This window comes from Paenibacillus sp. FSL R5-0623 (assembly GCF_037974265.1).
Lineage (GTDB): Bacteria > Bacillota > Bacilli > Paenibacillales > Paenibacillaceae > Paenibacillus.
Genome location: NZ_CP150233.1, coordinates 664542 through 688837, shown reverse-complemented (window position 1 = coordinate 688837; position 24296 = coordinate 664542). Strand labels below are relative to the sequence as shown.

At 43.6% G+C, this 24296-nt stretch carries 29 protein-coding genes and 1 pseudogene; 5 read left to right on the top strand and 25 right to left on the bottom strand.

Annotated features, from left to right (window positions below):
* Positions 1 to 132 precede the first annotated feature (132 nt).
* A complete protein-coding gene (locus tag MKY92_RS03265) occupies positions 133 to 630 on the top strand; it encodes a GAF domain-containing protein (protein ID WP_036614172.1) in 498 nt (165 codons plus the stop codon).
* A 151-nt stretch (positions 631 to 781) separates the two neighbouring features.
* Here the strand turns inward: MKY92_RS03265 and MKY92_RS03260 are convergent, their stop codons facing one another.
* The 8 genes from MKY92_RS03260 to MKY92_RS03225 all read right to left on the bottom strand — a co-directional run bounded on the left by MKY92_RS03260 (position 782) and on the right by MKY92_RS03225 (position 8988).
* Positions 782 to 1594: a TipAS antibiotic-recognition domain-containing protein gene (locus MKY92_RS03260; protein ID WP_339299135.1), complete on the bottom strand. Its 813-nt coding sequence runs from the start codon at positions 1592 to 1594 to the stop codon at positions 782 to 784.
* The gene (locus MKY92_RS03255) at positions 1552 to 1740 is read right to left on the bottom strand and encodes a hypothetical protein (RefSeq protein ID WP_339299133.1); all 189 of its coding nucleotides are present in this window, start codon (positions 1738 to 1740) and stop codon (positions 1552 to 1554) included. The genes MKY92_RS03260 and MKY92_RS03255 overlap by 43 nt, the downstream gene beginning before the upstream one ends.
* Positions 1741 to 1965: 225 nt before the next feature.
* Positions 1966 to 3390 carry an aldehyde dehydrogenase family protein gene (locus MKY92_RS03250; RefSeq protein ID WP_339299131.1) on the bottom strand — a complete coding sequence of 475 codons (1425 nt, stop codon included), beginning with the start codon at positions 3388 to 3390 and terminating at the stop codon, positions 1966 to 1968.
* A 162-nt stretch (positions 3391 to 3552) separates the two neighbouring features.
* Complete coding sequence (locus tag MKY92_RS03245; protein ID WP_339299129.1) at positions 3553 to 3975, bottom strand: universal stress protein; 423 nt, start codon at positions 3973 to 3975, stop codon at positions 3553 to 3555.
* Positions 3976 to 3993: 18 nt separating this feature from the next.
* Positions 3994 to 5214, bottom strand: coding sequence for an MFS transporter (locus tag MKY92_RS03240; protein WP_062837652.1), 1221 nt, complete (start codon positions 5212 to 5214; stop codon positions 3994 to 3996).
* Positions 5215 to 5443: 229 nt separating this feature from the next.
* Positions 5444 to 5896, bottom strand: a complete 453-nt coding sequence (locus tag MKY92_RS03235) for a MerR family transcriptional regulator (protein WP_339299127.1) — start codon at positions 5894 to 5896, stop codon at positions 5444 to 5446.
* A 190-nt stretch (positions 5897 to 6086) separates the two neighbouring features.
* The gene (locus MKY92_RS03230) at positions 6087 to 6443 is read right to left on the bottom strand and encodes an SdpI family protein (protein ID WP_339181680.1); all 357 of its coding nucleotides are present in this window, start codon (positions 6441 to 6443) and stop codon (positions 6087 to 6089) included.
* Between the two features lie 196 nt (positions 6444 to 6639).
* Positions 6640 to 8988, bottom strand: coding sequence for a heavy metal translocating P-type ATPase (locus MKY92_RS03225; protein ID WP_339299126.1), 2349 nt, complete (start codon positions 8986 to 8988; stop codon positions 6640 to 6642).
* Positions 8989 to 9215: 227 nt separating this feature from the next.
* Here MKY92_RS03225 and MKY92_RS03220 point away from each other — a divergent pair, with 227 nt between their 5' ends.
* Positions 9216 to 9587, top strand: a complete 372-nt coding sequence (locus tag MKY92_RS03220; protein ID WP_100526808.1) for a metalloregulator ArsR/SmtB family transcription factor — start codon at positions 9216 to 9218, stop codon at positions 9585 to 9587.
* 151 nt (positions 9588 to 9738) lie between these two features.
* Here the strand turns inward: MKY92_RS03220 and MKY92_RS03215 are convergent, their stop codons facing one another.
* The 12 genes and pseudogenes from MKY92_RS03215 to MKY92_RS03160 form a co-directional block, all read right to left on the bottom strand.
* Positions 9739 to 10899, bottom strand: a complete 1161-nt coding sequence (locus MKY92_RS03215; protein WP_036614215.1) for an AI-2E family transporter — start codon at positions 10897 to 10899, stop codon at positions 9739 to 9741.
* Between the two features lie 308 nt (positions 10900 to 11207).
* Complete coding sequence (locus tag MKY92_RS03210) at positions 11208 to 12242, bottom strand: LLM class flavin-dependent oxidoreductase (protein WP_051449565.1); 1035 nt, start codon at positions 12240 to 12242, stop codon at positions 11208 to 11210.
* Positions 12243 to 12406: 164 nt separating this feature from the next.
* Complete coding sequence (locus MKY92_RS03205) at positions 12407 to 12718, bottom strand: helix-turn-helix transcriptional regulator (protein ID WP_017690814.1); 312 nt, start codon at positions 12716 to 12718, stop codon at positions 12407 to 12409.
* Between the two features lie 473 nt (positions 12719 to 13191).
* Positions 13192 to 13479, bottom strand: a complete 288-nt coding sequence (locus MKY92_RS03200) for a hypothetical protein (protein WP_339299125.1) — start codon at positions 13477 to 13479, stop codon at positions 13192 to 13194.
* The gene (locus MKY92_RS03195; protein WP_339299124.1) at positions 13463 to 13774 is read right to left on the bottom strand and encodes a hypothetical protein; all 312 of its coding nucleotides are present in this window, start codon (positions 13772 to 13774) and stop codon (positions 13463 to 13465) included. Before MKY92_RS03195 ends, MKY92_RS03200 begins: the two co-directional genes overlap by 17 nt.
* Before the next feature lie 88 nt (positions 13775 to 13862).
* A complete protein-coding gene (locus tag MKY92_RS03190) occupies positions 13863 to 14282 on the bottom strand; it encodes a hypothetical protein (RefSeq protein WP_339299123.1) in 420 nt (139 codons plus the stop codon).
* Between the two features lie 132 nt (positions 14283 to 14414).
* Positions 14415 to 15595, bottom strand: a pseudogene (locus tag MKY92_RS03185) (IS3 family transposase).
* Positions 15596 to 15679: 84 nt separating this feature from the next.
* Positions 15680 to 16150, bottom strand: coding sequence for a hypothetical protein (locus MKY92_RS03180; RefSeq protein ID WP_339299122.1), 471 nt, complete (start codon positions 16148 to 16150; stop codon positions 15680 to 15682).
* A gap of 622 nt (positions 16151 to 16772) precedes the next feature.
* Positions 16773 to 17030 (bottom strand): hypothetical protein, encoded by a 258-nt coding sequence (locus tag MKY92_RS03175; protein ID WP_339299121.1) that lies wholly within the window; start codon positions 17028 to 17030, stop codon positions 16773 to 16775.
* A gap of 330 nt (positions 17031 to 17360) precedes the next feature.
* The gene (locus MKY92_RS03170; protein WP_339299120.1) at positions 17361 to 17582 is read right to left on the bottom strand and encodes a hypothetical protein; all 222 of its coding nucleotides are present in this window, start codon (positions 17580 to 17582) and stop codon (positions 17361 to 17363) included.
* Positions 17583 to 17674: 92 nt separating this feature from the next.
* Complete coding sequence (locus MKY92_RS03165) at positions 17675 to 18094, bottom strand: hypothetical protein (protein WP_339299118.1); 420 nt, start codon at positions 18092 to 18094, stop codon at positions 17675 to 17677.
* 460 nt (positions 18095 to 18554) lie between these two features.
* On the bottom strand, positions 18555 to 19166 hold the full coding sequence (locus MKY92_RS03160) for a restriction endonuclease (protein WP_339299116.1): 612 nt from the start codon (positions 19164 to 19166) through the stop codon (positions 18555 to 18557).
* 427 nt (positions 19167 to 19593) lie between these two features.
* Here MKY92_RS03160 and MKY92_RS03155 point away from each other — a divergent pair, with 427 nt between their 5' ends.
* From MKY92_RS03155 to MKY92_RS03145, 3 genes are read left to right on the top strand one after another with little or no spacing between them, the layout of a single operon-like run.
* Complete coding sequence (locus MKY92_RS03155; protein ID WP_339299114.1) at positions 19594 to 20310, top strand: hypothetical protein; 717 nt, start codon at positions 19594 to 19596, stop codon at positions 20308 to 20310.
* A gap of 35 nt (positions 20311 to 20345) precedes the next feature.
* Positions 20346 to 20906: a hypothetical protein gene (locus tag MKY92_RS03150; RefSeq protein ID WP_339299112.1), complete on the top strand. Its 561-nt coding sequence runs from the start codon at positions 20346 to 20348 to the stop codon at positions 20904 to 20906.
* Between the two features lie 19 nt (positions 20907 to 20925).
* Entirely contained in the window at positions 20926 to 21774 is an 849-nt protein-coding gene (locus MKY92_RS03145) for a hypothetical protein (RefSeq protein ID WP_339299110.1), read from the top strand.
* A 125-nt stretch (positions 21775 to 21899) separates the two neighbouring features.
* Here the strand turns inward: MKY92_RS03145 and MKY92_RS03140 are convergent, their stop codons facing one another.
* The 5 genes from MKY92_RS03140 to MKY92_RS03120 all read right to left on the bottom strand — a co-directional run bounded on the left by MKY92_RS03140 (position 21900) and on the right by MKY92_RS03120 (position 24240).
* Positions 21900 to 22391, bottom strand: a complete 492-nt coding sequence (locus tag MKY92_RS03140) for a hypothetical protein (RefSeq protein WP_339299109.1) — start codon at positions 22389 to 22391, stop codon at positions 21900 to 21902.
* 525 nt (positions 22392 to 22916) lie between these two features.
* Positions 22917 to 23102 carry a LexA repressor gene (locus MKY92_RS03135; protein ID WP_339299108.1) on the bottom strand — a complete coding sequence of 62 codons (186 nt, stop codon included), beginning with the start codon at positions 23100 to 23102 and terminating at the stop codon, positions 22917 to 22919.
* A 10-nt stretch (positions 23103 to 23112) separates the two neighbouring features.
* Positions 23113 to 23433, bottom strand: coding sequence for a hypothetical protein (locus MKY92_RS03130; protein WP_339299107.1), 321 nt, complete (start codon positions 23431 to 23433; stop codon positions 23113 to 23115).
* A gap of 12 nt (positions 23434 to 23445) precedes the next feature.
* A complete protein-coding gene (locus MKY92_RS03125; RefSeq protein ID WP_339301666.1) occupies positions 23446 to 23745 on the bottom strand; it encodes a hypothetical protein in 300 nt (99 codons plus the stop codon).
* 180 nt (positions 23746 to 23925) lie between these two features.
* Positions 23926 to 24240, bottom strand: coding sequence for a DNA adenine methylase (locus MKY92_RS03120; RefSeq protein ID WP_339299105.1), 315 nt, complete (start codon positions 24238 to 24240; stop codon positions 23926 to 23928).
* Positions 24241 to 24296 lie beyond the last annotated feature (56 nt).

The following is a 24296-nucleotide window of genomic DNA, read 5'->3' as shown; positions in this document are numbered from 1 at the left end:
CACGCAAGAAGCTGAGAAACAGGAGGATTCTTCAGGTATTCCCTTCCCTTTCCGAAATCCTCCGCTTGACTAACCGCATCCTCTGCACTATCTTGAAAATAAGTACCATTTTGCTCGGGAGGGTGATTTACCATGTTTCAAGCTGTTTCCTATGAAGGAACACGAAGTGAGCAGCACACCGCCGTCCTGGGACAGTTAAGTGCTCTGATCCGCGATGAACCTAGTGCGATTGCCAATCTGGCAAACGCTGCTGCGCTGCTCAATGTATTTATGACCGACACCAATTGGGTCGGCTTCTATCTGTATGATGGAAAAGAACTGGTCCTCGGGCCATTCCAAGGACTGCCTGCCTGTATCCGAATTCCACTGGGACGTGGTGTATGCGGCACATCTGCTGCGGAAAAGCGTACCCTGGTCGTTGATGATGTTCATGCCTTCCCAGGCCACATTGCCTGTGATGCAGCATCGAACAGTGAGATTGTCGTACCGATTATCAAAAACGGCGAACTGTACGGGGTGCTGGATATCGACAGCCCGATCAAAAATCGTTTTGACGACGAAGACCGCGTCTTCCTGGAGAAAGCCGTAAGCCTGCTCACAGAGCAGTTGGAAGCAACCATACCCCTTTAGGAAATGATGAACAAGAGGATCGGAGTCTCATCACACACGATGATGAAGAACCCGTAATAACAAAGAGCGCAGTCCTCTCAGAGGTCTGCGCTCTTTGTTATCCTTTATGATTCACACCCATGTTCTTGCTCGCCCATGTTACTTTATGCATCTAGGATAAATCATGTTCCGCTTTAATCATCATCCCATCCCGCAGGAATTCAGCCAATTTCGGGTGATAACCATCGTACATCTGACGGAAATTTTTATGCTCTACATACAGATTGGCCAAATCCCGATAGATCTCAGCGGTGGGTGTATAATAACCTTTGATCCATTCAAGATGCCTGCCAATAATCCGTTGTACTTTTGCACTACCGGGTTCCAATCCATCCTCAATGGCCTGTTGCAAGTCCAGATGAACCTGGTCAATTCTCGCCTGGGAATCCAGATAATCTTCTTTTGACTTCAACTCCTGATTTTCAGGCAATGTGGATGTATTGGAAGATTGGATGTCAGACCTCTGAGTACCTTCTGTCTGCACATGGTTCATATCATTAGTGACTACAGGGTCAGAACCCGATTCATTCAGCAACTGGTGACGTCCCTTATTTACAAAACCGATATACAGCTCATGTTCATCAAGTTCCTGTTCACCTTGCAAATGAGAGATCGTTTTGTCCAGTGTCTGAATCAATCCATGCAGACGGAGTGCCTTCTCCAGCATGTCAATCCGATGCTGCTTCATGATGCGTATGACATCCTGAGGATGATCCCGGAGCATCGGTCCAATCTCATTCTCCTTCATACCAACTTCCTTACAGAAAAGGATTTGCTGGAGTCTCAGCAATTCCTGCTTTTCATAATAGATGTCCTCTTCTACATCCCCAAAGGCCGGATTCAGAAGACCTGTCTCTGCATACTGGCTCAGTTCGTTCAGACTTACGCCTGACATTCCCGATACGTCCACCATGGAATACGCCATTTGAATACACCTCCTGCCTGTCCTGCAACTCCAGAGTTCAGGCTTAATTCATACTGCATTTTATTTGAATAGTGAGAGAATATAAGACTTTCGGCAATGCTGTACCGCTTCATTCCGCTCGTGCTCTGGATGGATGGGTACATCATGCTTCGGTGATATGAGCGGCGTTTAGTCAGTTATGTTGCGGTATGTTAACTATGTTATACCCGTCTCATCAGATGTGAACCCGCAGTCAGTGAAGAATCCACATGTATTTTTGAAACTTTTTCCATGATCTTCATATAAAAAAACTGTGCCATTATTCTGGCACAGGAGGTGTGTGGTTATGTTTTCATTGGCATACGGTATATTGAGTAAAGAATGGAAGAAAATCACCCTTTGTTAAACATAACAAACTTCAATTCCGTCATTTCCTCTACAGCATATTTTACGCCTTCACGCCCAATCCCACTTTGTTTCACCCCGCCATAGGGCATGTGATCCACTCGGAACGTCGGAATATCGTTAATCATGACTCCGCCTGCTTCGATCTGATCGACAGCATGGAGGGCGGTATGGATATCGTTTGTAAATACGCCTGCCTGAAGCCCGTATATCGAATCGTTAACATGTTCAATACCCTCTTCAACGGAATCTACCGTATTGATCACAACGATGGGTGCAAACACTTCTTGACAGGATACCTTGGCATCACGCGGAACGTTAATCAGTACCGTTGGACGCAGAATGCCTCCTTCAGCTTGACCGCCTGCTACCACCTCAGCTCCTGCCTGTTTGGCTTCTTCAATCCAATTGAGTGTACGCTGTACATCCTTGGAGGTAATCAGCGCAGAGACCACCGTATCCGGGCTCAGCGGGTCTCCGACCACCACTTGTTTGGCCGCTTCAGCGAAACGTCGGATGAATTCTTCCGAGATGTCACGATGTACGTAGATTCGCTGTAGCGAGATACATACCTGTCCCTGATACGTGAAAGCACCGGTCACACATCGAGGAACCACTTTGTCCAGGTCTGCGTCCTTATCCACGATCACCGCTGCATTTGACCCAAGCTCCAGTGTCACGCGTTTGAGTCCTGCTTTGCTACGAATGCTCGTGCCTACCGCTGGACTGCCTGTAAACGTAATATGAGCAACACGGGGGTGCTCCACAAGCACATCACCAATGGTTTTGCCATCACCGCTCACCACGTTCAATGCACCATCCGGCAATCCGGCTTCCTGAAGCAGATTAGCGATGTAGTAGGATGACAGAGGCGTCTGCTCCGCAGGTTTGAGAACAATCGTATTGCCTGCTGCCAGCGCTGGGCCTACCTTGTGGGCTACCAGATTCATTGGAAAATTAAACGGTGTAATCGCACCGATGACACCTAGAGGTTGCCGCATCGTATATCCGATACGTCCTTCCCCACCTTTGGCTGCATCCATCGGAACCGTCTCTCCGGTCAGTCGCTTGGCTTCTTCAGCGGCAAAACGATACGTTTCCACCGTCCGGTCAACCTCTGCCAGTGCTGCGGTAATTGGCTTTGCCGCTTCAAGCGTAATGATTCGCGCTGCTTCTTCTTTGCGTTCTTCAAGCATGGAGGACAACTTGTACAGAATATCTGCACGCTGATGTGCAGGCATCTGGCGCATTGCCTTCCCGGCTTGAACCGCAGCTGCAACAGCAGCCTCCGCTTCCTCTGCCGAAGCCGAAGAGACTTCTGCCAGCGTTTCCCCGGAGTATGGTGCTTGAAGTGTTTTATAATCTACGGATTCGGTCGGTTTGCCCCCGATAAACAGATGTTGTTTTTTCATATGCTGCATCCTCCATCCTTTTAGAGCCTATTGAACTTAATCTATTTATACACTATTTCAGTGCCATTAACCCACTACGGTATTCGGCAATCATAGCTTGTAACGTACCTGATGAGCCATTGTCGCGATCTTGAGCTATTGCATTATAAAGGAATTCACAACCTATTTAACCGTCAGGACGGGGCACTCTGCATGTTTTAACACGCCATGGCTGACACTGCCTACGATCATCTCTGCGAGCATGCCTTTCCCGCCTGTACCCATCACGATCATTCCACAATCTCGTTCGCGCGCCACACGGCAGATCTCATTAACGGGATCGCCCGCAATTAGCAATGTCTCATATGGAACGTCCCGCCCAGACAACTGTCTGGTCACTGGCTCTATGATATGCTGCCCTTCTTCGGCAATCCGAGCTTCCAGATCAACACCCAATGCAGGTTCATTGATAGAGATAGCCGGATTAACATGCACGATCAACAGACTTGGGGGTTGTTTCATATCTTCAGCCAGAATCAGTGCTTGCTCCAAAGCTTTGTGCGCATGATCCGAACCATCAACAGCAACCAATATATGTTTCAGCATTGCAATTCCTCCTGTGAATTAATGAGATGTAATGGCAGAATCGATATCCCGCAGATGATGACGGCGTACCAGCAGTACCACGACACCAATCAGAACCATTAATGCGCCAAAATAAAACGGCGTTTCCGGCAGGAACCACTCCGACAATTTACCAGCAAGCCATGGAGCAAGTGCACCACCCAGGAAACGAACGAAGCTGTATGCAGCAGAAGCAACAGAACGCTCCACAGGTGCAGCTTCCATAACAGCCGTTGTAATCAATGTGTTGTTAATGCCAAGGAAAATCCCGGCTACAATAACTGCAACAATAACGGTAGTTGGTGAACCCATCACCGTACCTACTGCCATAACAACCAGATCAATCGCGAACAATGTAAGCATGACACTCATGGACGGAACCGATCCGAATCGGCGTTGTAATCTTGGTGCGACGAATACAGACGTAATCGCCAGCATCAGTCCCCAGCCAAAGAATACATAACCCAAGCCGTGCTCATCCAGATTCATGACATATGGTGAATAAGCCATCAAGGTAAAGAAACCAAAGTTATACAGGAAGGCGGTAATCGCCAATGTTTTCAATGAAGGATAACTTAATGCTTTGAATGGATCGGACAAAGAACTGCGTGTTTTCGGTTTGGCCATCTTGGGCAACATAAATGTAATGCTGATAAAGGCAATCGCCATTAGGACAGCCACCCCATAGAACGGACCACGCCAAGAGATGGAACCCAGCTCACCACCAAGCAACGGTCCAACCGCAATCCCGAGACCTAGCGCTGCTTCGTACAAAATAATCGCTTTGGCTGTCCCCGACGTGGACAGTCCCACAATGGCGGATAACGCCGTTGCGATGAATAAGGCATTACCCAGTCCCCAACCGCCACGGTAACCGACCAGTGCACCTACCGTGTCTGAGGTACCGCCAAGGAACGAGAAGATAATAATCAGCAATATCCCGCTGAGCAACGTCCACTTCACACCAATGCGGCTGGATACCACACCTGTAATCAGCATCGCTACCCCGGTTACAGCGTTATAACTGGTAAATAGCAGTGACACTTGGCTTTTCGATGCATGCAGCTGATCTGCAATTGCGGGCAGAATCGGGTCAACCAGACCCAGACCCATAAAGGATATGATACATGCAAAGGCAACCGCCCATACCGCTCGCGGCTGAGATAACAGGCCCCCACGTGATGACGGCAATTCGTCCGGTAATGATGGCTCTCTTTTCATACGTAATTCCTCCTGTGAATAATTTATGTGGTGAAACTTTTTATTTGAAAATAGCAGTGAAAACGATGAAAATATTGCGTTCATTTTCATGAATAGAGGTAACAAAACGGCACAAATGACACCGAAACTCCGGTGTTTGTACAGGATCGCCACAGGTACTATGGTGCTCACTCCATGTAGCGATTATGTGTATACAGTTTTGTTTATTAAATATTGGATGCTAATCGGTTTAGCCGTCTTCATCATTCTGCGGATCATGTGCCTGCAACCTCTGAATACCGCTCCGAACGCGTTCACGCAGTTCTTCCAGTTCAGTCTGTACGGCATGTATGCTCTGCAATTTCTGCTCAATCAGTTGTAACTGACCATCCAGCGTTGTTTCCATCGCGGTGAGCTTCTCAATCCGTTCTCTCACTTCGGTCGTCTGCTGGTAGTCAAAACGTTGTTCGTTCAAGGCATCTGCCGTTGCCACATAGGTATGTAGCTCCTGAAGGGAGAATCCAAGTACCTCTTTGGCGCGAACCACCTTCTTCAGATAATCGATATCCTCCCGAGTGTACAACCGCGTTCCGCCATCTGTCCGCTGAGGTGAAGGCATGACACCAATCTCTTCATAATACCGAATGGTTCGCTTGGTCAAACCGCATTCCTTGGCTACGTCGTCGATTTTATATAAACTCATTTCCCTCACCTCTTCCATATGTCTATAATATTATGTACATAATTATATATAATATTAACGTTAACGTCAACGTTAGATTTCGGATATGATGTCTTAGCAAGTTTAACATCCTCTACAATTTTCTATTTCAACAAAAAAAGACCCGCTTCACACGCAGATCTTCCTCTGTACACTATTCATTCTCTTTACCTTAAACGTTCTGCTCATTCTGTTGCTGTTGAGCACGCTGCATTTGCTTCAATCGGCCTTCAACTCTGGTAAACAGTCTGAACGTGTAGAATCCTGTAGCCACCAGACTCAGCACCAACGCTCGTACATCTGTAAGCCAGAAACCGATAATGCCAAATATCGTAATGATCACACCAAATTGCATCATCAGATTGGCGCTATAACTTTGCGCTTCGTCCCACAACTCGGGATTACTCATTGCGCGCGGAGTCCGATACCCATATATCCCGTTAATCATTTTCGGTGGTTTTTTGAACACCATGAACCCCAGAATGAAATAGCATACTCCAATGATGATCCCAACTATTGCTCCTGTCAAAACGTTCTCCCCTTCACTGTTGTCTTCCATAGACCTGCTTACACTGACACTCCAATGACAGAATAACCAGCTTCGCTTCTTCAGGTTATCTCTGTCCTCTCCGTTCTCGTGTAAATGTCTAGTTAGACTTATCTACATAAAAATATAAAAACGGCTCTACGTATATACGAAGAGCCGCCTGGATCGTTTCGTAAACTTAGATATTCTTCACTCGAAGTACACGCATGGCGTTCAGTACAGCCAGCACTGTGACACCCACATCGGAGAATACCGCTTCCCACATGGTAGCTATGCCGAACACACCGAGTAGCAGGAAGATCGCTTTAACCCCCAAAGCAAACGCGATATTTTGCCATACAATCATTCGTGTACGCTTTGCAATGCGGATTGCACTCGCTAGTTTCGACGGTTCATCGGTCATGATGACCACATCTGCCGCTTCAATCGCAGCATCTGAACCAAGTCCACCCATGGCCACGCCCACATCGGCGCGCGCCAGTACAGGTGTATCGTTGATGCCGTCACCGACAAACACCATTTTTTCCTTCGGAGATTTGGCAGCGTCCAGTTGCTCCAGTCGTTCGACTTTATCCTGTGGCAACAATTCAGCGTAGACCTCATCCACACCAAGCTCGCGGCCAACCGCTTCACCTACGGCTTTGGCATCACCTGTCAGCATGACCGTTTTGCGAATGCCAAGCTTCTTCAGCGCCTGAATGGCCGCGGCTGCGTCATCCTTCACTTCATCGGCAATGATCAGATGACCAACATACGTGCCAGCTTCAGCCACGTGGACAATCGTTCCTGTCGACTCTGGTGTGGTATAGGATATACCTGCCTGCACCATTAATTTGGCGTTGCCTGCAAGCACTTCCCGACCATCCACACTTACCTTGATCCCGTGTCCAGCAACTTCATCATAACCTTCCACACCTTGCGTGGGAATGGCTTTGGCCCAAGCTGCACGAATGGATTCGGCAATCGGATGATTGGAATTGGCTTCCGCTATGGCTGCCAGCTTCATCAGTTCATCTTCCGTACGTCCAACTTCGGGACGAATGGCTGTTACTTTGAATACACCTTTGGTTAGTGTACCCGTTTTATCAAAAACAACAACTTTCACATCGTTCAACGCTTCAAGGTAGTTACTACCTTTGACGAGAATACCGTTACGTGAAGCTGCTCCGATGCCGCCAAAGAATCCAAGTGGAATAGAGACCACCAGCGCACAAGGACATGAGATAACCAGGAAGACCAATGCACGATAGATCCAATCGGCAAATGTTGCACCACTAAGTATTAACGGCGGAACAAATGCAATCACGGCTGCAAGGATAACAACAACTGGTGTGTAATATCGGGCGAATTTACTAATAAAATGTTCTGTTTTCGCTTTCCGGCTGCTCGCGTTCTGCACCAGGTCCAAAATTTTGGATACCGTTGATTCACCAAACGTTTTGGTAACTTCAATCGTCAACATACCATTTTTGTTCACAAATCCACTCAGTACATCACTTCCGGGCTCCAGCTCACGAGGTACCGATTCACCTGTCAGAGCAGAAGTGTCCACCATGGAACGCCCAGCTCTAACGATACCATCCAGCGGTACTCGCTCTCCTGCTTTCACGACAATACGATCACCAATCCTTACGTCTTCCGGAGATACACGTTGGGTTTCGTCACCCGAACCCGTCAGGATATTCGCGTAGTCCGGGCGAATGTCCATCAGTGACTGAATCGACTTGCGTGACCGATTAACCGCCATGCCCTGAAACAGCTCCCCGAGCTGATAAAAGAGCATGACCGCTACCCCTTCGGGATATTCTCCAATCGCAAAGGCACCCAAGGTAGCGACGGACATCAGGAAGTATTCATCGAACACCTGACCGCGGATGATGTTTTTGGACGCCTGGAGCACGATATCTCCCCCGGCGATCAGATAAGCGAGCGCATATAAAGTAAACTGTGCCCAGCCCTCCAGCGGCGACCAGATTGCGGCTGCGAGCAACACAGAACCTGCAGCAAGACGAGCAAGCAACACTTTTGTCTGTCCTGCACCATGTTCATGCGAGTGGCCTGCATGGGCATCATCATGGGTATGGCTGTGATCATGTCCAGCATGACTTCCGTGCTCATGCACATGACCATGTGTGTGTTCCTCTGAATCTGAGTGATCATGAGTATGCGAGTGTTTGCCATGTGAATGTGAATGTCCATGATCATGTCCGGTATGGTCATGACTGTGATTATGCGCACCAGCTGCACTCCCTGTATGGGATTGCACATGTCCATTCACGTGTTTTCCTTTTTCCGAAACGCGAATATGCGGCTCCAGCCGAAGCACTTTGCGTTTTGCTTCTTCCACTACCTGTTCATCCATGTCGGAAGTGGTGTGTAACGATAATGTCTTGGTAACAAAATTGACAGAGCATTCGTTAATGCCCTTAATTTTTTTGACGCCATTCTCGATTTTTAATGCGCAGTTCGCACAATCCAGTCCATCAAGCAGCAGTTCCCTTTTCACCTGTTCCTGTCCGGTTCCCATGTGAATTCTCCCCTTTGCAGTACAAAAACGATGTTATATTTCAATTGTGTTCAATATATGAGCACTCATTCATATGTTTGGTTACCCCTATTATATGCACGCCTAAACATGAGTGTCAACAATCATTGTTGATTTTCCATACAGATTATGCTAATAGTAATCATTTCGCTTTAGGCGGGTTTTGGATATAATAGAGCTATAGTTGTTAACATAGGCGGTGATAGGAAATGGAACAACCGGTTAAAGCACCAAGCGAATGTGATGCAGCCTGCTCAGGTACTGAAGCCGACGTGCAGACGATTCGCACTTCACTCATAGATCGGGAGACCTCTTCCGAGATGGCAGATTGGTTCAAGGCATTCAGCGACCCCACACGTCTACGTATTATTGATGCGCTGTTACAGAAGGAATTATGTGTTCATGACCTGACGGTTCTGCTCGACATGGGACAGTCGGCCATTTCACATCAGCTGCGTTCTCTCCGCAATATGCGGATCGTCAAGCGGCGCAAGGAAGGCAAGACGGTGTACTACTCTCTGGATGATACTCATATTGAGCAGATTTTCCTGCAAACGCTCCAGCATATTAAACACAGCTAGGCAGCAGCCAAGCTTGTTCATGAAGAAGAACCCCCGCCTCTCGGCTATTTGCCGATGGACGGGGGTTCTTCTTGGTAAGGGTACCGTTTTGTACAAAATAAAAAGTGACTAAATCTTCTGATTAACTATCCATTGGAACTTGCCACTTTGGTTATAAAAGATTGTTCTTGTTTGGATCGTAAAGGCCCGATCTGTCCTTGAACCAGTTGAAGATATGCGATACACATACTTTCAGCACCGCGTATCCTGGAACAGCGAGCAGAATGCCCACGACTCCAAACAGATTACCCGAAGTCAGAATGACAAAGATAATCGTGATAGGATGGATTTTCAGCGTTTTACCCATGATCTGTGGTGAGATGAATTTACCTTCAATTAACTGTACGATCGTCCATACGGCAACCATTTTCAGCAGCATCACCGGGGAAGTGACGAGTGCCACGATCAATGCTGGTGTAATCGCAATTGCAGGTCCCAGATACGGAACAACACTCGTGAATGAGGCGATAATTGCAAGAATCAGTGCATAATCCAGACCAATGACCATATAACCGATGTAGAGCAGAATACCGATGCAGAAGCTGACGATAATCTGTCCACGAATGAATGAACTGATCTGGTGATTGATATCTTCCAGCACATGCATTGCGCCCGTACGGCTCTTGATCGGCAGGAAAGACAGAATTTTCGCTGGCAGCTTCTTGCCGTCTTTCAGCAGATAGAACAGAATGAACGGAACCGTTACGATGGACAGCACGGTCTCCGTGAAAGCTCCGAGGAATCCGCCCAATTTGGTCCAGGTCGAGTTCAGAATTTCAGTAGCCTTTTGGGAGATTGTTCCCCACCAGTCCTGCGAATTCAGATTCACCGTCTCCTGGAACTGACCGAACAATTTACTGCCCGTAAGCTCCTCAAACTGCTGTTTTACCGTCTCACTGTACGTTGGAAAGTTTTCAATTAGTCCTACAATCTGGTTACGCACAACTGGAATGACTGCCAGCACAACGACCGTCAGAATGCCTCCAATCGCAAGATACAGGATCAGAATGGACCAGCCACGCTTAATCTTCCACCTCTCCATCACATCCACAATCGGATTCAGCAGATAATAGAGTATGCCTGACAGAATAATAGGTAACACAATGGTTTTGATGAGTACCGCGAGCGGATGAAGAACAAAAGATACTTTGGTCAGAACCATCACGTTCAGTCCCACCAACAGCAGAATCAGTAGAAACAGGACAAACTTGTTGTTAAGAAAAAATCGCTTGAACCGCTCCGGCCAAACGCGGGGTTGCTCAGGTTGCTCCATAGGCGTGTCGTCCTCTCTTATGACCCTTAATCAAAACTAAACTATAAAGCTAAATAAATGCCCACACACGAAAAAAATACCTTGTACAAGCCAACATATGTATAACACTCTGGATTTATACGTATGGTGCTGTTTAACCGTTTCAAATTAAACCGGTAAAGTCATTTTACCCCAAAATGAATCTTCTGCCCCACACGAATCATTTGCAAATTCTCCCTATTCAAAAACGGCTCGCCTCACTGGGAGACGAACCGTAAATTTATAGCTATACCCTACGATTAAGCCAGCTTTAACGCTGAAAATGGAGATTAAGCTTTTCCCGCCAATTGTGCAATTAATTCATAGGAATGCAGACGTGCCTTATGATCATAGATCATCGACGTAATAATCAGCTCATCTGCCTGCGTCTGCCGAATGAAGGATTCCAGCTGTCCACGTACCGTTTCTGGAGAACCGTTAACAGCTGCTTTCAGCGTCTGCTCAACACCAGCCTTCTCGCGGTCCGTCCATTTGCCTTCCATCTCTGCCGGAGGCTGTACCAATCCAGTTGTGCCACGAATAATGTTCAGGAATTGCTGTTGCATCGTTGTACCCAGCCATGCTGCTTCCTCGTCTGTATCCGCAACAACTGCGTTAACACCAACAATCACATGTGGCTCCTTCAAGCTATCAGATGGTTGGAAGTTGTTTCGATACGTCTCTAGTGCAATACGGGTGTAATCGGGCGAGAAGTGGCTGGCAAAAGCAAACGGTAATCCCAGCTGACCTGCCAGACGTGCACTGAAATCACTGGACCCCAAGAGGTAAATTGGAATATTCAATCCTTCTCCAGGAACTGCGCGAACAGGTGCATGATAAGACGTCGCCGAAGCATCAAAGTATGCTCTAAGCTCTGCCAACAACTCAGGGAAATCTTCCCCACTGTTCAGATCTTTGCGTAGTGCAAGCGATGTACGGCGGTCACTACCTGGTGCGCGACCCAGTCCCAGGTCAATTCTGCCAGGATACAAGGATTCCAATGTGCCGAACTGCTCAGCGATGACAAGCGGTGCATGGTTAGGCAACATGATGCCTCCTGAACCCAAACGAATCGTTTTGGTTCCACCAGCCAGATATCCAATAACAACCGAAGTTGCGGATGAAGCAATACCCGGCATGTTGTGATGTTCAGCTACCCAGTAACGGTGGTATCCCCAACGCTCTGCATGCTGTGCCAGATCGAGACTGTTGCGCAGTGCATCAGCGGGTGTTGCACCCACAACGACAGGAGCCAGATCCAAGATGGAAAGCTTAACGTCGTTAATGTGTTCTTTATGGGATGAAGCCGTATTTTCTGTAGTCATTATCGTTTAATCTCCTCGATGATTATATTTTTGTATATCCAGATATATAGATTTATTAAATCGCAATTGGATATGGTGATGTGATGTGTTCATAAACTAGCCGTTTACATCCGGACGGAATCCCTGCCTGCATATGCATCCTAGCTTCCGTTCCGGCATCCGGCTTATAACTCGTTCTGTACGTACTCGGCAAACTGACGTATCGTCTCCTCGTTGCGCCGATAATACGTCCATTGTCCTCTGCGCTCGGAGAGCAGCAACCCTGCCTTGAGCATAGTCAGCAGATAACTGGATATAACCGACTGAGCCAGTCCAGCCTTCAGTTGAATCGTACCGACACAGATCCCGTTCTTGCCACCATCTGGATGCTGAGATAGTTCCAGCGGTGGAAAGTGTTGCTCCGGGTTTTTGAGCCACAACAGAATTTGTCTACGTGTCTCGTTCGATAAAGCCTTGAATATTAGTATAGGTTCCATGGGTACGATGTCCCACCTCCATTCGTCTGTGTTCGTCTAAGTTCGTTTGCCTATACTCATAGCCATTTTTGGATAAGTTTTAACATTTTCATCCGCCAACGTTCGCAGAGATTGTGATTTTCTTGTAATTTTTGGTGATGTCTTGTTTTCTGTAAAGCAGTCATAACTTCGCCTGGTCTAGTATGAATTATATCAAATAGCTTCGCAACCTTCTAGGGCGCTATTTTTGGGTGGAGTACTAAATATTGAGTATGAACATTTTCGCATTCAGATACCTATAGCTAATCACTTTCAGAAGAAGAATCATAAGAAAAGAGACCGGTCAGACGAATCAGGTCTCTTCTTAATTTGAATACTTGCTTTTATAATCTCTGCTATTTGCTCACTCATGAAGAATATTTGTGAGGAGCGCCGCCAAGCCATTTGGTTCTTAATATTTTTTTGCTACGAAGGATTCAATCTTCAGTAATGTCCTAAACTCTCGTCCTAATCGGGAGGTTTAACCTTCTTATGATTTCAGCTTTATCCCTATCATAGATCTGTCTCAGTACAGGTATTATTTTCCCCCACTTAGTGACTCCTAAGGTAGCAAAATAGCTACCATCTCTCCCCTCTTCTTCTTCTAAATAGGCAAGAAACTGCTCCACAATTTGAAATCTCATCTCCCATTTATCTGATAAATTTTCAAAGTGAGTCCTCTTTACTCTATTGATATTTTGAAGCATTCCAGAGTGAGTTGCTTCGTTATGAATAGGTATCATGTACTATAATCTCTAGATACTCAAAAGTACCTGCAAGTTCCGAAATATAGTACTTACCGGCAGGTGTTATTTTCACAAGTCTCACCTTGTCATAATAGTTCTCATCCCCTGGTCTTCTGCAGCCTATATCGCTATCTATTAAATAGCTCGATAATAAAGGGATTAGACATTGTCTTAAGGCTTTTTCATTTTTACAAAATGGAGTTATTTCTACATATAACTTCTCAATAGGTACATAGCCTTTCCCAACATCTTGATTGTAAACAGTTCCCTGTTGTCTATCCAGCGTTTCCAATATTCTGAAGAGTACAAAGTGACTATAGAATCCATCGTCAAATTTGCTAAACAAATTAGTTACTATAGATTTTTCACTATCGTATATTTCATATGACCCCTTTCAACACTTCCCAATGGTAAAGTAACTTTGGAGCATCTTGTGTTGCGATTCCACTAACCTCTAAATTTGTATGTCCAGAGGTGACCATAGTATCGAAAAATTCAAGAGCATACCTCATATTACCACTGGATATTCTTTCAAATAGCTCTTTTGTTGTTATATTCTTGATTGTATTTTCAATAGATTCAAAAACCTCTCTTTTTTTTACTGATACTCTTATTGGTTGTCCTTTTTTCCTAATGTCAAAATGATCGACGATCACTCGAAGCTTTACAGTGCCACCCGCAAGGTCAATCGAAATTGGCACCTGAAAAAAAGCGAAAATCTCATCTGTATGTGTCGAGCTGTTTCCCTCGAACTGAATGGCCGTAGCCGGAATAATCTTCTGATAGCTTTTAACGGACAAGTTTATACCTCCATTCTGTTACAATGTAAATTTCTTTATCTAGCTAGCCTTCTCCATTCATCACCACCCGCAATAAAAAATTAAAAAACTACCTATTGGTCATACCCCTGTCAAGTAGACAGATGAAAAAAGCTATGCTGCCAGTGCGCATCGATATTCAATCGGTGCGCGCTGTTTGAGTTTGGCTTGAAAGCGTCGGTAGTTGTAATTGTAAATGTAATCTTCCACGGCTTGTCGAATCTCTGCTTCTGAATTACACTGGTTAAGGTACAGCTTCTCTGTCTTGAGATGCGAAAAGAAAGATTCGATGCATGCGTTATCCAGGCAGGTTGCTTTGCGAGAGTGGCTGCCTTTGACGCCGAATGCTTCTAATCGTGAGTTGTACGCCTGAGACGTGTACTGGAAGCCCTGATCCGAATGGAGCACGGCTTCCGAAACGTCTCTTTTTTGTGTCCATTGTTCCACCGTATCCAATACGAGCTGAACATCGTTCCGTTTAGATAACTGCCAAGCTACAATCTCGTTGTTGAACAAGTCTTGAATGACAGACAGGTAAACGAATGCGCTCCCATCCGAAATATAGGTAATATCCGTTACCATTTTTTGCTGGGGTGCTGTAGCGTGAAATTGGCGCTTCAGGCGATTCGGATAGATCACAGATGGCGTATAGCTGGACTTCTTCCGCTTCTTGCGAATCACTGATTGGATCGATAGTTCCCGCATGATTCGCCATACTTTCTTGTGATTCACGTTCAGACCAGCCTCCCAGAGCGCCGTTGTCATGCGAGGATAACCAAACTCTCGGTTTTCAAAATGAATAGCCATCATGTGTTCTTTGATCTCACGGTCACGATCTTGTCTTGCGTCTCGCTGCGGCTGGGTTGCTCGCCATTTATAGTAACTGGATCGGGGTATTCCTGTAATCGATAGTAGGCGTGTAATGCCATGCGAGCAGCGCAATTCATCGATGATATCGTAGTTCTCCCGTTGGCTCAGCGCTTCTCCTTTACTAGATTTGGATACCGCTTTTTTAAATAATCCACCTGTGCTTGAAGATAGTCTCGTTCTTCCTCCACGCTGCCAAAGGCTGTACGGGGACGTCCCTTCAGTGGATTGGGCACACTGTTTTTTCGTTCATCGAACGCTTCCCCGTTTTTCCACTTTTTCACCCACACCTTCAGTTGTGAACAGTTGCGAATTCCTTCGCGTTCAGCGACTACTTTGTAACTTGAAGAACCTTCGATATAGGATCTAACTGCATTCAATTTGAATTCTTCCGTATACGTCTGAAATGTTTGCCCTTTTTTCGCCATAAAAATATCCCCTCCAAGTATCACTTGAACCTCCATGATAACATGAAGGTTTTTTTAAGTGTCTACTTAAAGGGGATAATACCACTATATGGTAGTTTTTTTAATTTTATTTTCATATTTTTCTTTTAATTTTTGTAGTCTATTATCGGTAATTTTCTTCTTATTTTGCTCTCTCTCTTCAATTAATCGAACAAACATCAACTTTTCTTTATTTACCCTTGAGTTCAAGAATCCTAATAACCAATAAAGAAACCCGATTCCAATTATAATAACTAATATTATTGGCCCCGCACCTCTCAGAAACCTTTCTGTATCATGTGATAGTAAAAACGCATCATACTCACTTTTGTAAACTGCCGAACCTATAGAAACAATTAATCCAGCTGAAAGTATACCTACCATTAATGGCAAAACTGAATTACTATTCTCCTTTGTTTCAACTCTAGTTTTTAAAGTTCTTAATTCGTCAAGAGTTCTGTTTCTGTGTCTTTTTTTAAATCTTTCATATTTCTCTAGGTAAGTATCTTCATTTTTTTTTTTATTTTTACTAAACATCTTTTTAGTCCTCTCCTATCTCATTATCATATCGGCATAAAAGCTAGAAATTTGAAACTATAGTAGCCTTATTTTGTGTTGATTTAGTTTCAACGTTTGGGTGACCACCATATGCATGTGTACGCTCACTCAGATGCTGTTCTCCGCTCTTCAATGGGTTGATCCATGCAAACGTACGTTCCTATATTAAGATACTTAGAGCGGCTCACATTCTGTCATATGAAGGCAAAAGAAAAACACCCGTTAAGGTGCTGTGGTATTAATCCAATCTGTCTCTGATCAGAGTTTGGACGATTCAAAAGAAGTAGGGGTAAGGTTAGTTTCTTATGGTCAAGCACTTACATTCCATATCACAGATGTAAGTTATGAAAATCCTAGCTTAATAATGTTCAGCGGAATTTTAGAGAATGGTGACCCTGTGCATCTAGTACAGCATGTTACTCAAATCAGTTTCTTGCTTACTGCAATGCAGAGAAAAGAACCGGAAGAACCAACATCCTAACGATTTTCTTGTAAAACTCACTCGCTGTATTTTCTGCTGGCGTGTTAACAGGTTTGATTACTTTGAAATCTGGTAAATCAAAGTTCGGTACTTTAAGTCCATTTTATAACCTCCTCAACCTTAAATCTTGCCTTCTTCTTTGAGCTCAATTAACTGACGACCTGCTTTGGTTAACTCTGATCCTTTGGCATTGACCATTCTTATTTTATTGCCTCTGCCACCCTTATAAACAGAAATATTGGTAGCGAGTCTATCATCATGGATTTGTTCCATCCATTCTTCGAAGGACTCTTTATCCGCTCCAATGTCTTCCTTGAATGGTTCTTTGCCAGATTGAATGATCTTAAGAATCTCATAAACGATATCGCGCTCAGACATATAAAACTCCTTTCTAGTTAAGTATGATATGTTTGCTTATTCGTTACCAGATAAGTGCTGCATGCTGATTCCCAGAAAGCTGATACTGGATCAACTTTATTGTGACTTCCAGATTCTCGTTAATCCATTCATTAACAGCTATTTGAAGATAATTAGCTGATGTTCTACTGATTACTTCAACGGTATCTCCCATACTCTAACTCCCCTAACAATCAAAATAAGTGCTAGAGAAGATATACGCGCTTGGGAGATTTTGGTTGCGAACTATTTGTATTCGGTTGAGATAAAGGAAAAGCACCCCGAAGGATGCCTATTCAATCACCTGGAAAACTATTTCAAAACTGGTTTTTCTGGGTCGAACAATGAAAAATTCTTTTGTACAATTCGTGTCTTAACTGAACTCCTGCTCTTACTCCCATGACTACGTGGATATGTAACAATATCTGAGTTTAGCAAAGCTGTTACTTGAGCTTCATTCAAATCATACGTTCTACTGCTGTACTCATCAAAACTTCCATCTGCTTCTTGAAGATTTGCATTAACTTTTACCATAACTCTTGCACCTCCCTTCGCCTAGGATCCGATTGCACTTTTGATATATGCTCCTATAACACCGCCTATTATTGCGGAAAGTGCTATTTTAGTTAAATCCCAATAAATTTGCCACTGTCGTTTTCTCTGAGCTTCAGTTCCACTGATGACTTAGTGTCATCAATTTCTTTATTAATAAATTTGATGATCTCCGGACTTGCGAATTTAGTGAAGATGTTCAAACTTGTCAAATGTCTCTCATGCTCCTTAAGTTCAGACAGAATAAACTCATTGAGTTTAACCCGCAGAGCAGATATATCTTTTTTTCTAACTTCGGTCTGAGAAATTTCCTGAATTAAGTATATTAATTCTTTCTTTAACTCCTCAGTTAAAATAGCAAATGTACTTGTGATCGCAAACGTACTTCTTAGGACATTGTTACTTGCAAGTTCAGCGATTTTTTGACTTGGTGCATTCTTGATCCTGCCGGCTATAGATTCTAATGAATAATCTATAACATCACTAATTTTCAAAGCACTCCCCCCAGTCTCTTAATAATTCGACATTTAGGAAGATTTTCCCTTTCTTACGAAACAATCAGGAGGTTTAGGGCAAAACTGTTTCACTCCATCCCATCTACCCCATATACAACCTTTGCATTTCTCAGGCTGCTTATTGGGGCGAGTGCGTATCTTCTTCCGTCTTCTGCTGGTCACTTCAATTCCTCCAATGAAAATAAGCCGATCCATGAAGGAACGACTTTAAATGTGATATGTGTGAAGTTGGTGTTACGTCCTAAAAGCATGCGCCCGAAACGGTCGCCGCAAAAACGCCTTGCTATTTGCTTTAAATGCATACGTACTATGTAACTATAGAGGAAGAACAAGACCATTTTACTGAAGCACCCAAATTGAAGTCAAAGTTCCTAATTGTCTCTTTCTTTCTATATCCACAATTAACAAATACTTTGCTCTTAATTCCTCGTTAAATCTATTATGCGATCGTCTTTACATTTTCCGTTTTCTTTGAAGCGGATAATTTTTCTTTCATTGCGAGCAACATTTCAACCAATTCATCTCGAGCAATAAGTCTTACCCCGTTTGATTTAGCGAGTTGATATGCTTGTTCAGTATAATTACTGTTTGTGACAACCCATGCTCCATTTGCTTTGTAATGTGCCCGAGCTCCTTGTACTTCTTGAACAGCTTTTAAACCAACATTCTTCTTATACCGTTTAGCTTGCACAACAATCCGTTTCCCATCTTTTGAAATGACCAGATCAGCCCCATAATCACCTGCAGCTTTTGTCACTTCTGCCTTATATCCTTGTGATCGAAACAAATGTCCAAGGTAATGTTCGAACTGCAATCCATCCATCTGGTCGATTTCAGCTATGCCTGACCTTTTCAATCGTTCAGCTCGTTTACGTTGAATGCTGACCATTAACACAATAACTCCAACGACACCCAGCAAGCCGACAACCAATGATACTTGCCATGATCTTGTTACCGAATAGGTTCCAATAATTCCTCCCAACATCGCCATACCAGCTAATCCTTGGAACAACTCTTCTTCCTGCTTAGCCTTACTTTTTCTTCTTGCCATTATTTCTTCCCCCAAGTATGTATATTGTCCTAATCACATTTCGACACTTGGGACTAATTCCCTGCAATGAATAGGAAAAAGCGAGAAGAGGAACGCCCCAGTCATATGCCGCATTGTGCAGCCGTGCGTTTCATTCGCGCCTTTTTCTATACTCCTAATGTATCACGGAAAAACCTTCATGTGGTGCTCAATATAAGGTCAATCTGTGTTCAGGTTACGCTCGTTTTCTGCCAAATAAATCAATCTATGATTTCACTTTTTATACTTATTCCGAAATTAATAATACAATGTGTAAATAGATTATTAAGTAATTTAATGTATATATATATACTTCTTTACATATTTACATTTTTGTTATAGATGGTAATATATTCAAAGGGATATTTAGTAAATAACCCAAATGAAAAACATATAGGAGGAGAATAACTTGTTTAGAAAAAAATTCTTATCAGTACTACTTTGTGTTACATTGTTCACAGTTTCTGTTCCACAAGCATTTGCTAGCGGTGTTGAGGATCAAAATCTCAAAAAAGAAAGAATAGTGACAGAAGAAATAAAGAATGATACTTTGGAAATACTTGAAAATTCCCGTGAGTCAAATAATGTTCAACCTCAAAACGAAGTCCGTCCAGCAAATATCTTTAGAATTATTATGCAAGCTGCTAGATTACTCTATGGTACTTCGAAAACATATGCCAAAGTTACAGAAGCTTATGTTGAGAAAGCGATAGAAAATGAGTTTGAGGCCGAGCTTCCATTTTTGGTTACAAGATATTCAACAATTAAGGATATATGGCTGATTGGAACAAGTGATTATATTGAATTGAAATTTGGAACTCAAGACGGCGGAATGGAACATATAATGTCTAAACATCATCCTAAATATTGGACTGGATTGGGTTACAAAGCAGTCCAGCAAAATTCCTTTTTCTATGAGACTACTAGCATGAGAGATATTGTAAGTATTATTGCAACTGTAGCAAATTATAGTGAATCTAATAAAAAAGCAATCCGAGCCAATACCAGCGGGCCTGTTGCAGTTGATGGATTATATGATGGTAAAAAATATAGACTGGTTGTAAACAGCGACTATGAAGTGGTTACTCTTTACCCATATGGCTGGAATATCGCTGAATCAGAATAATTTAACTCGAGACAAACTTAATTGCAGGAGGGTATATGACATCCATTCGTACATATCTTATTTCACCAAAACAATCTCTTCCACAAGTTTATGCCGCTAATGGAACAGAACAGTTTACAAAATTGTTTATTACTCTTGAACAGTTTACAAAACGATACTCCCTTGATACTGTAGGCCCTTTGAAAAGTAATGATATTAATATGGCTGTTGTTATTCAGAGAGGTCAGGAGCAATTGATAGGATTTGAAAACTGGGGTCTAGACTTATGGGGAAGCTACCTATCTGTCATGCACAAGTATCTAAAGAGTAGTTGCATATATGGGGAATCACTGTATGGATCGGAGCCTATACTTGTTTGTTTTAAGAAAGATACTATGGGGACAATGGAAATTATTCTGAGAATTGACTATGACTATATGAGCGAAGAAGAGGTCATTCAGCGTTTTCATGTAGAGGAGAGTGAATTTCTCCACCATTTATTGGATGGCGCAGTTGAATATTATAGCTCCATGGATAAGTGCGGAATAATCACTAATAAAAAGGTTGAGGCTTGCCTTTTTGAAACCAGAGAAATGTTAAAACAAATTAGTAGATAATAAGAGAGGAGAATTACACTTGCAAGTTATGAAAATTTTCAGTTTAGCATGTATACTGTTTCTGGGGATAATGAACTCTGATTCAGCATATGCGGATATATCTTCAAACCAAACTCCAGACTCTGTATTGAATGAATACTTTGAAGCTTCAGTAAACAGTGACTATGACAAACTTAGTCAGTTAACAGAGGATCAACGTTATACAAGTCTAGAAGAGAAGAAACAAGAATATAAGTCTTCTCTCGAAAACCCTTCAGATATTCCTCTTTCGTTCAAAGTAATTGATCAACAAAAGGTTAGTGACGAGGAATATAATTATACTGTGGAATTGGAGTTTCCAGATAAAGAAACGATAAGTCTTCCTATACACATACAATATATAAACGGAATTTGGAAAGTAATTATTACAACACAGCCAGTTAATGAACAACAAGGTTACAGAATAATTGAGCAGGCTGATGATAACGTAATAATTCAAAACAATCAATCACTAGCTGTTCCACAACCTAGTACTAAATGTACATGGAGCTTCTCAGAGAGAGTAGATGGGCGGACATTCACCTCTCTCTGCAGTAAATTTAATTTGTCCACTACTGACCATAGAGCAACTTTAAATCTACAGCAGTATAATGATCATAAAGATAAAATTGAGCCTCTTATAAAGTATGAAATCTTTGAGAGCAAGTTTTTTGGAGATAATCTTTGGGGATACGCTGATGTATATGGAGAAAAAAAAGGAACTGGTTTTAAAGTTGAGATTTTTGGGAAAACGCTAAAAGCCACTAATTGCTACATCAAATTCACTATCGAAAATAGTAAGGATACCATAACAACATTTAAAGGCTTCGGAGAATTATATAGTTTTTAATAAATGATGAATTTCTGAACTCAAAATCCTTTTAAATTCAATAACAGAAGCATATCATTACAATTGAAGGCGGCAAACTAAGACTCATTATTCGTCTTGGTTTGCCGCCTTTTGCTTTGCACTTCTTAGAACTCCGTAACATCTTGTTCAAAAAATCCTATAAGCTTAAGTGTGTTGGCTATACTCTCACTACCTTCCAATAGTTTACGGCGGACTGTACTACTACTTAAGCCGTGGCGAAAGAATAATAATGTCTCTTTGTAAGAATACCCTTGAATGAATCTGTACTCAACCGCCTTCCGGGCTTCTTCGTCTTTAATCAGTCGTTGAGCCCTCTCAAGCTGGTGCATGTAAAATTGATATCTTTTATATACCCAGCGTTGCTTTTCAATCAGAATTGTAGCGTTAGCCGTTTTGTCCGCATGGAGATCTGTTTGATCAATGCGGCGAGCGGCTTCGCCATCGATGCCTACTTGTTGCATATCCTGCTCGAATTGCTCAAAGTCTCTCATCAAGGAGACCATATCTGTATATTTATCGAGCAGGAACTTTGTCTGCTGGATTTCCTGTTTAGATGCTTTTGCAAAGAGTTCCCCTTGTCCCCATGCCATCGCCATTCCCCTTATTCCCCTTTATCCTGTGATATAATAATAAGAGGAATGAGGAAATAACATCCACTACATCCCCCGCCTGGCCGCCAAGCTTGCGGGGGATATTTATTATTCAAGAATCACTTTGCTGCAAAATTCATCCCATTCGGCTGCGCAATCCTCTACGCTCCAGCCTCTTACCAAGTTTTCCAGATAACCATACTTTAGAAGTAATGCTCTATGATCTCTTTGCAAACCTACCATTCACCTCAAGGTTTGTAGTACCTACTGTTGCCGTTATGCTGTTGTGGAGCAGTAACGCCTTTTGCAGCTTGTCAGGCCGTTTAGGTGGATGCTCAGCCCTATTGCCTTCAAGTGATTAGCGAGTAGCTCCGGTGTCCACACTACTGTTTTCACTTTGTGATAATCGATCAACAGCAGATCCTCCCCGATTGAATGCCTTCCTGTAATCTGACAACAGCGTATATACCGTGGCGTCATGAGTTTCTTCAATCCCTTGGTCAGAGATCCATTTCAGGATACCTGATTGGGTCAGACCTTTGGCCGTTTACCCTTCTTGGTCAGTGCCAGGGTGCTAACCCCACCGGAAGAATGGGTCAGATACCCTTTGCGAATAAGTGAATTAATGTGTGAGTGGACCGTTGAAGCAGATGACAACATAATCCCATCTACAATTTCGCGGATCGTGGGACCGTACCCGTTGTCTTCAATGAACATCCGTACATAGTCATATACATCCTTTTGCCGACGGCTGAGGGTCTTCTCTAATGTTGCTTTCGTTGTCACTGTGCTTCCTCTCCTTGTCTTTTGAACTTCGTACCCATGTAAATCCTCTGTACCGATCTTCGATCAGATATGACTTACCCTGTGGCACAAAATTACTCGGCTCTATCCGCAACTTGCCAAAACCCGTTTCAACTGATCCTTGTTTTACCAGTTCCGTACCTGCAGCACATACCATTTTGATCTGATCGATGCGGCAACCGGACCGGATCAAAGTTGCAAGCTTCTGATCGATTAGCCAGATAACTTCCGTCGAAATTGCCATCCCATCAGCTCCTCAGAATAATTGCATTTGTCCAACTTGTCCGGCAGCGACAGGATTGATCCAGAGGAATTCCTCCCTGATTGCCCCGCCCTCAGCCTTTGCACGGCGTGTCTCACGCTGCCAGTACTTTAAACGTTCGTCGTATAATGGATGAGCGTACCCACTGAGTAAAACCGGACCTGGATGATCGTCCAATACATCCAGAAGTTCTCCATGTTCTAGGTCCGTCATTTCGTACCGATAACTAGTTATTGTCCGTGTGCTATGCATGTAAGGCGGATCAGCATAAATCAATACGTTTTGGACGTTGATATCTCAGTAGCAACTCTGCTGCAGGCTGGCACTCAATTTGCACCCCCTGTAGACGTTCAGCAATTGATTTTGTTTGGAAACTCAATCCACTCTTTAGCTGGCATAGGACCATTCGGTTCAATCATGCTACGCCAGCCTGTCCGGTGTGCCGTTTACCTCCCCTACCTTGCCAGAGTCTGACTACCAAACGGCGCGCACGTTCAAGGTCATCATCAGAGTCGTAATAACTCTCGTAATATTCCTGCCTCGAGTGTGGAGTCCATCGGATTGCATGTGCCAGGTCTTCCGGACGTTCTCGGTTATGCGAAACAGATTGACAGCTTCACCATCCAAGTCGTTCACGGTTTCGATCAGGCTGCGCTCCTTCGTGAATAGAACTGCTCCAGAACCAAAGAATGGCTCCAAATAGGTTGTATGTGGCGGCATGTGGTTGATAATCCATTCCGCCATGCTCCACTTGCTACCGGGATAGTGTAATATTCTCGGTGTCTTCAAGTAGGCCCCTCCTTAAATTGAGTCTATTTATAAAAAAAATACGTATTAAATAATGA

Excerpts from the sequence above, each read along its gene's own strand:
- MKY92_RS03255 (WP_339299133.1), bottom strand. The coding sequence starts at position 1,740 with ATGATGTACCCATCCATCCAGAGCACGAGCGGAATGAAGCGGTACAGC.
- MKY92_RS03215 (WP_036614215.1), bottom strand. The coding sequence starts at position 10,899 with ATGGAGCAACCTGAGCAACCCCGCGTTTGGCCGGAGCGGTTCAAGCGA.
- MKY92_RS03265 (WP_036614172.1), top strand. The coding sequence starts at position 133 with ATGTTTCAAGCTGTTTCCTATGAAGGAACACGAAGTGAGCAGCACACC.
- MKY92_RS03245 (WP_339299129.1), bottom strand. The coding sequence starts at position 3,975 with ATGCTGAAACATATATTGGTTGCTGTTGATGGTTCGGATCATGCGCAC.
- MKY92_RS03180 (WP_339299122.1), bottom strand. The coding sequence starts at position 16,150 with ATGTTTAGTAAAAATAAAAAAAAAAATGAAGATACTTACCTAGAGAAA.
- MKY92_RS03135 (WP_339299108.1), bottom strand. The coding sequence starts at position 23,102 with ATGTTCATTGAAGACAACGGGTACGGTCCCACGATCCGCGAAATTGTA.
- MKY92_RS03240 (WP_062837652.1), bottom strand. The coding sequence starts at position 5,214 with ATGAAAAGAGAGCCATCATTACCGGACGAATTGCCGTCATCACGTGGG.
- MKY92_RS03175 (WP_339299121.1), bottom strand. The coding sequence starts at position 17,030 with ATGTCTGAGCGCGATATCGTTTATGAGATTCTTAAGATCATTCAATCT.
- MKY92_RS03235 (WP_339299127.1), bottom strand. The coding sequence starts at position 5,896 with ATGAGTTTATATAAAATCGACGACGTAGCCAAGGAATGCGGTTTGACC.
- MKY92_RS03225 (WP_339299126.1), bottom strand. The coding sequence starts at position 8,988 with ATGGGAACCGGACAGGAACAGGTGAAAAGGGAACTGCTGCTTGATGGA.
- MKY92_RS03200 (WP_339299125.1), bottom strand. The coding sequence starts at position 13,479 with ATGATACCTATTCATAACGAAGCAACTCACTCTGGAATGCTTCAAAAT.
- MKY92_RS03250 (WP_339299131.1), bottom strand. The coding sequence starts at position 3,390 with ATGAAAAAACAACATCTGTTTATCGGGGGCAAACCGACCGAATCCGTA.
- MKY92_RS03130 (WP_339299107.1), bottom strand. The coding sequence starts at position 23,433 with ATGGCAATTTCGACGGAAGTTATCTGGCTAATCGATCAGAAGCTTGCA.
- MKY92_RS03260 (WP_339299135.1), bottom strand. The coding sequence starts at position 1,594 with ATGGCGTATTCCATGGTGGACGTATCGGGAATGTCAGGCGTAAGTCTG.
- MKY92_RS03170 (WP_339299120.1), bottom strand. The coding sequence starts at position 17,582 with ATGGTAAAAGTTAATGCAAATCTTCAAGAAGCAGATGGAAGTTTTGAT.
- MKY92_RS03220 (WP_100526808.1), top strand. The coding sequence starts at position 9,216 with ATGGAACAACCGGTTAAAGCACCAAGCGAATGTGATGCAGCCTGCTCA.
- MKY92_RS03205 (WP_017690814.1), bottom strand. The coding sequence starts at position 12,718 with ATGGAACCTATACTAATATTCAAGGCTTTATCGAACGAGACACGTAGA.
- MKY92_RS03150 (WP_339299112.1), top strand. The coding sequence starts at position 20,346 with ATGACATCCATTCGTACATATCTTATTTCACCAAAACAATCTCTTCCA.
- MKY92_RS03160 (WP_339299116.1), bottom strand. The coding sequence starts at position 19,166 with ATGGCAAGAAGAAAAAGTAAGGCTAAGCAGGAAGAAGAGTTGTTCCAA.
- MKY92_RS03210 (WP_051449565.1), bottom strand. The coding sequence starts at position 12,242 with ATGACTACAGAAAATACGGCTTCATCCCATAAAGAACACATTAACGAC.
- MKY92_RS03140 (WP_339299109.1), bottom strand. The coding sequence starts at position 22,391 with ATGGCGATGGCATGGGGACAAGGGGAACTCTTTGCAAAAGCATCTAAA.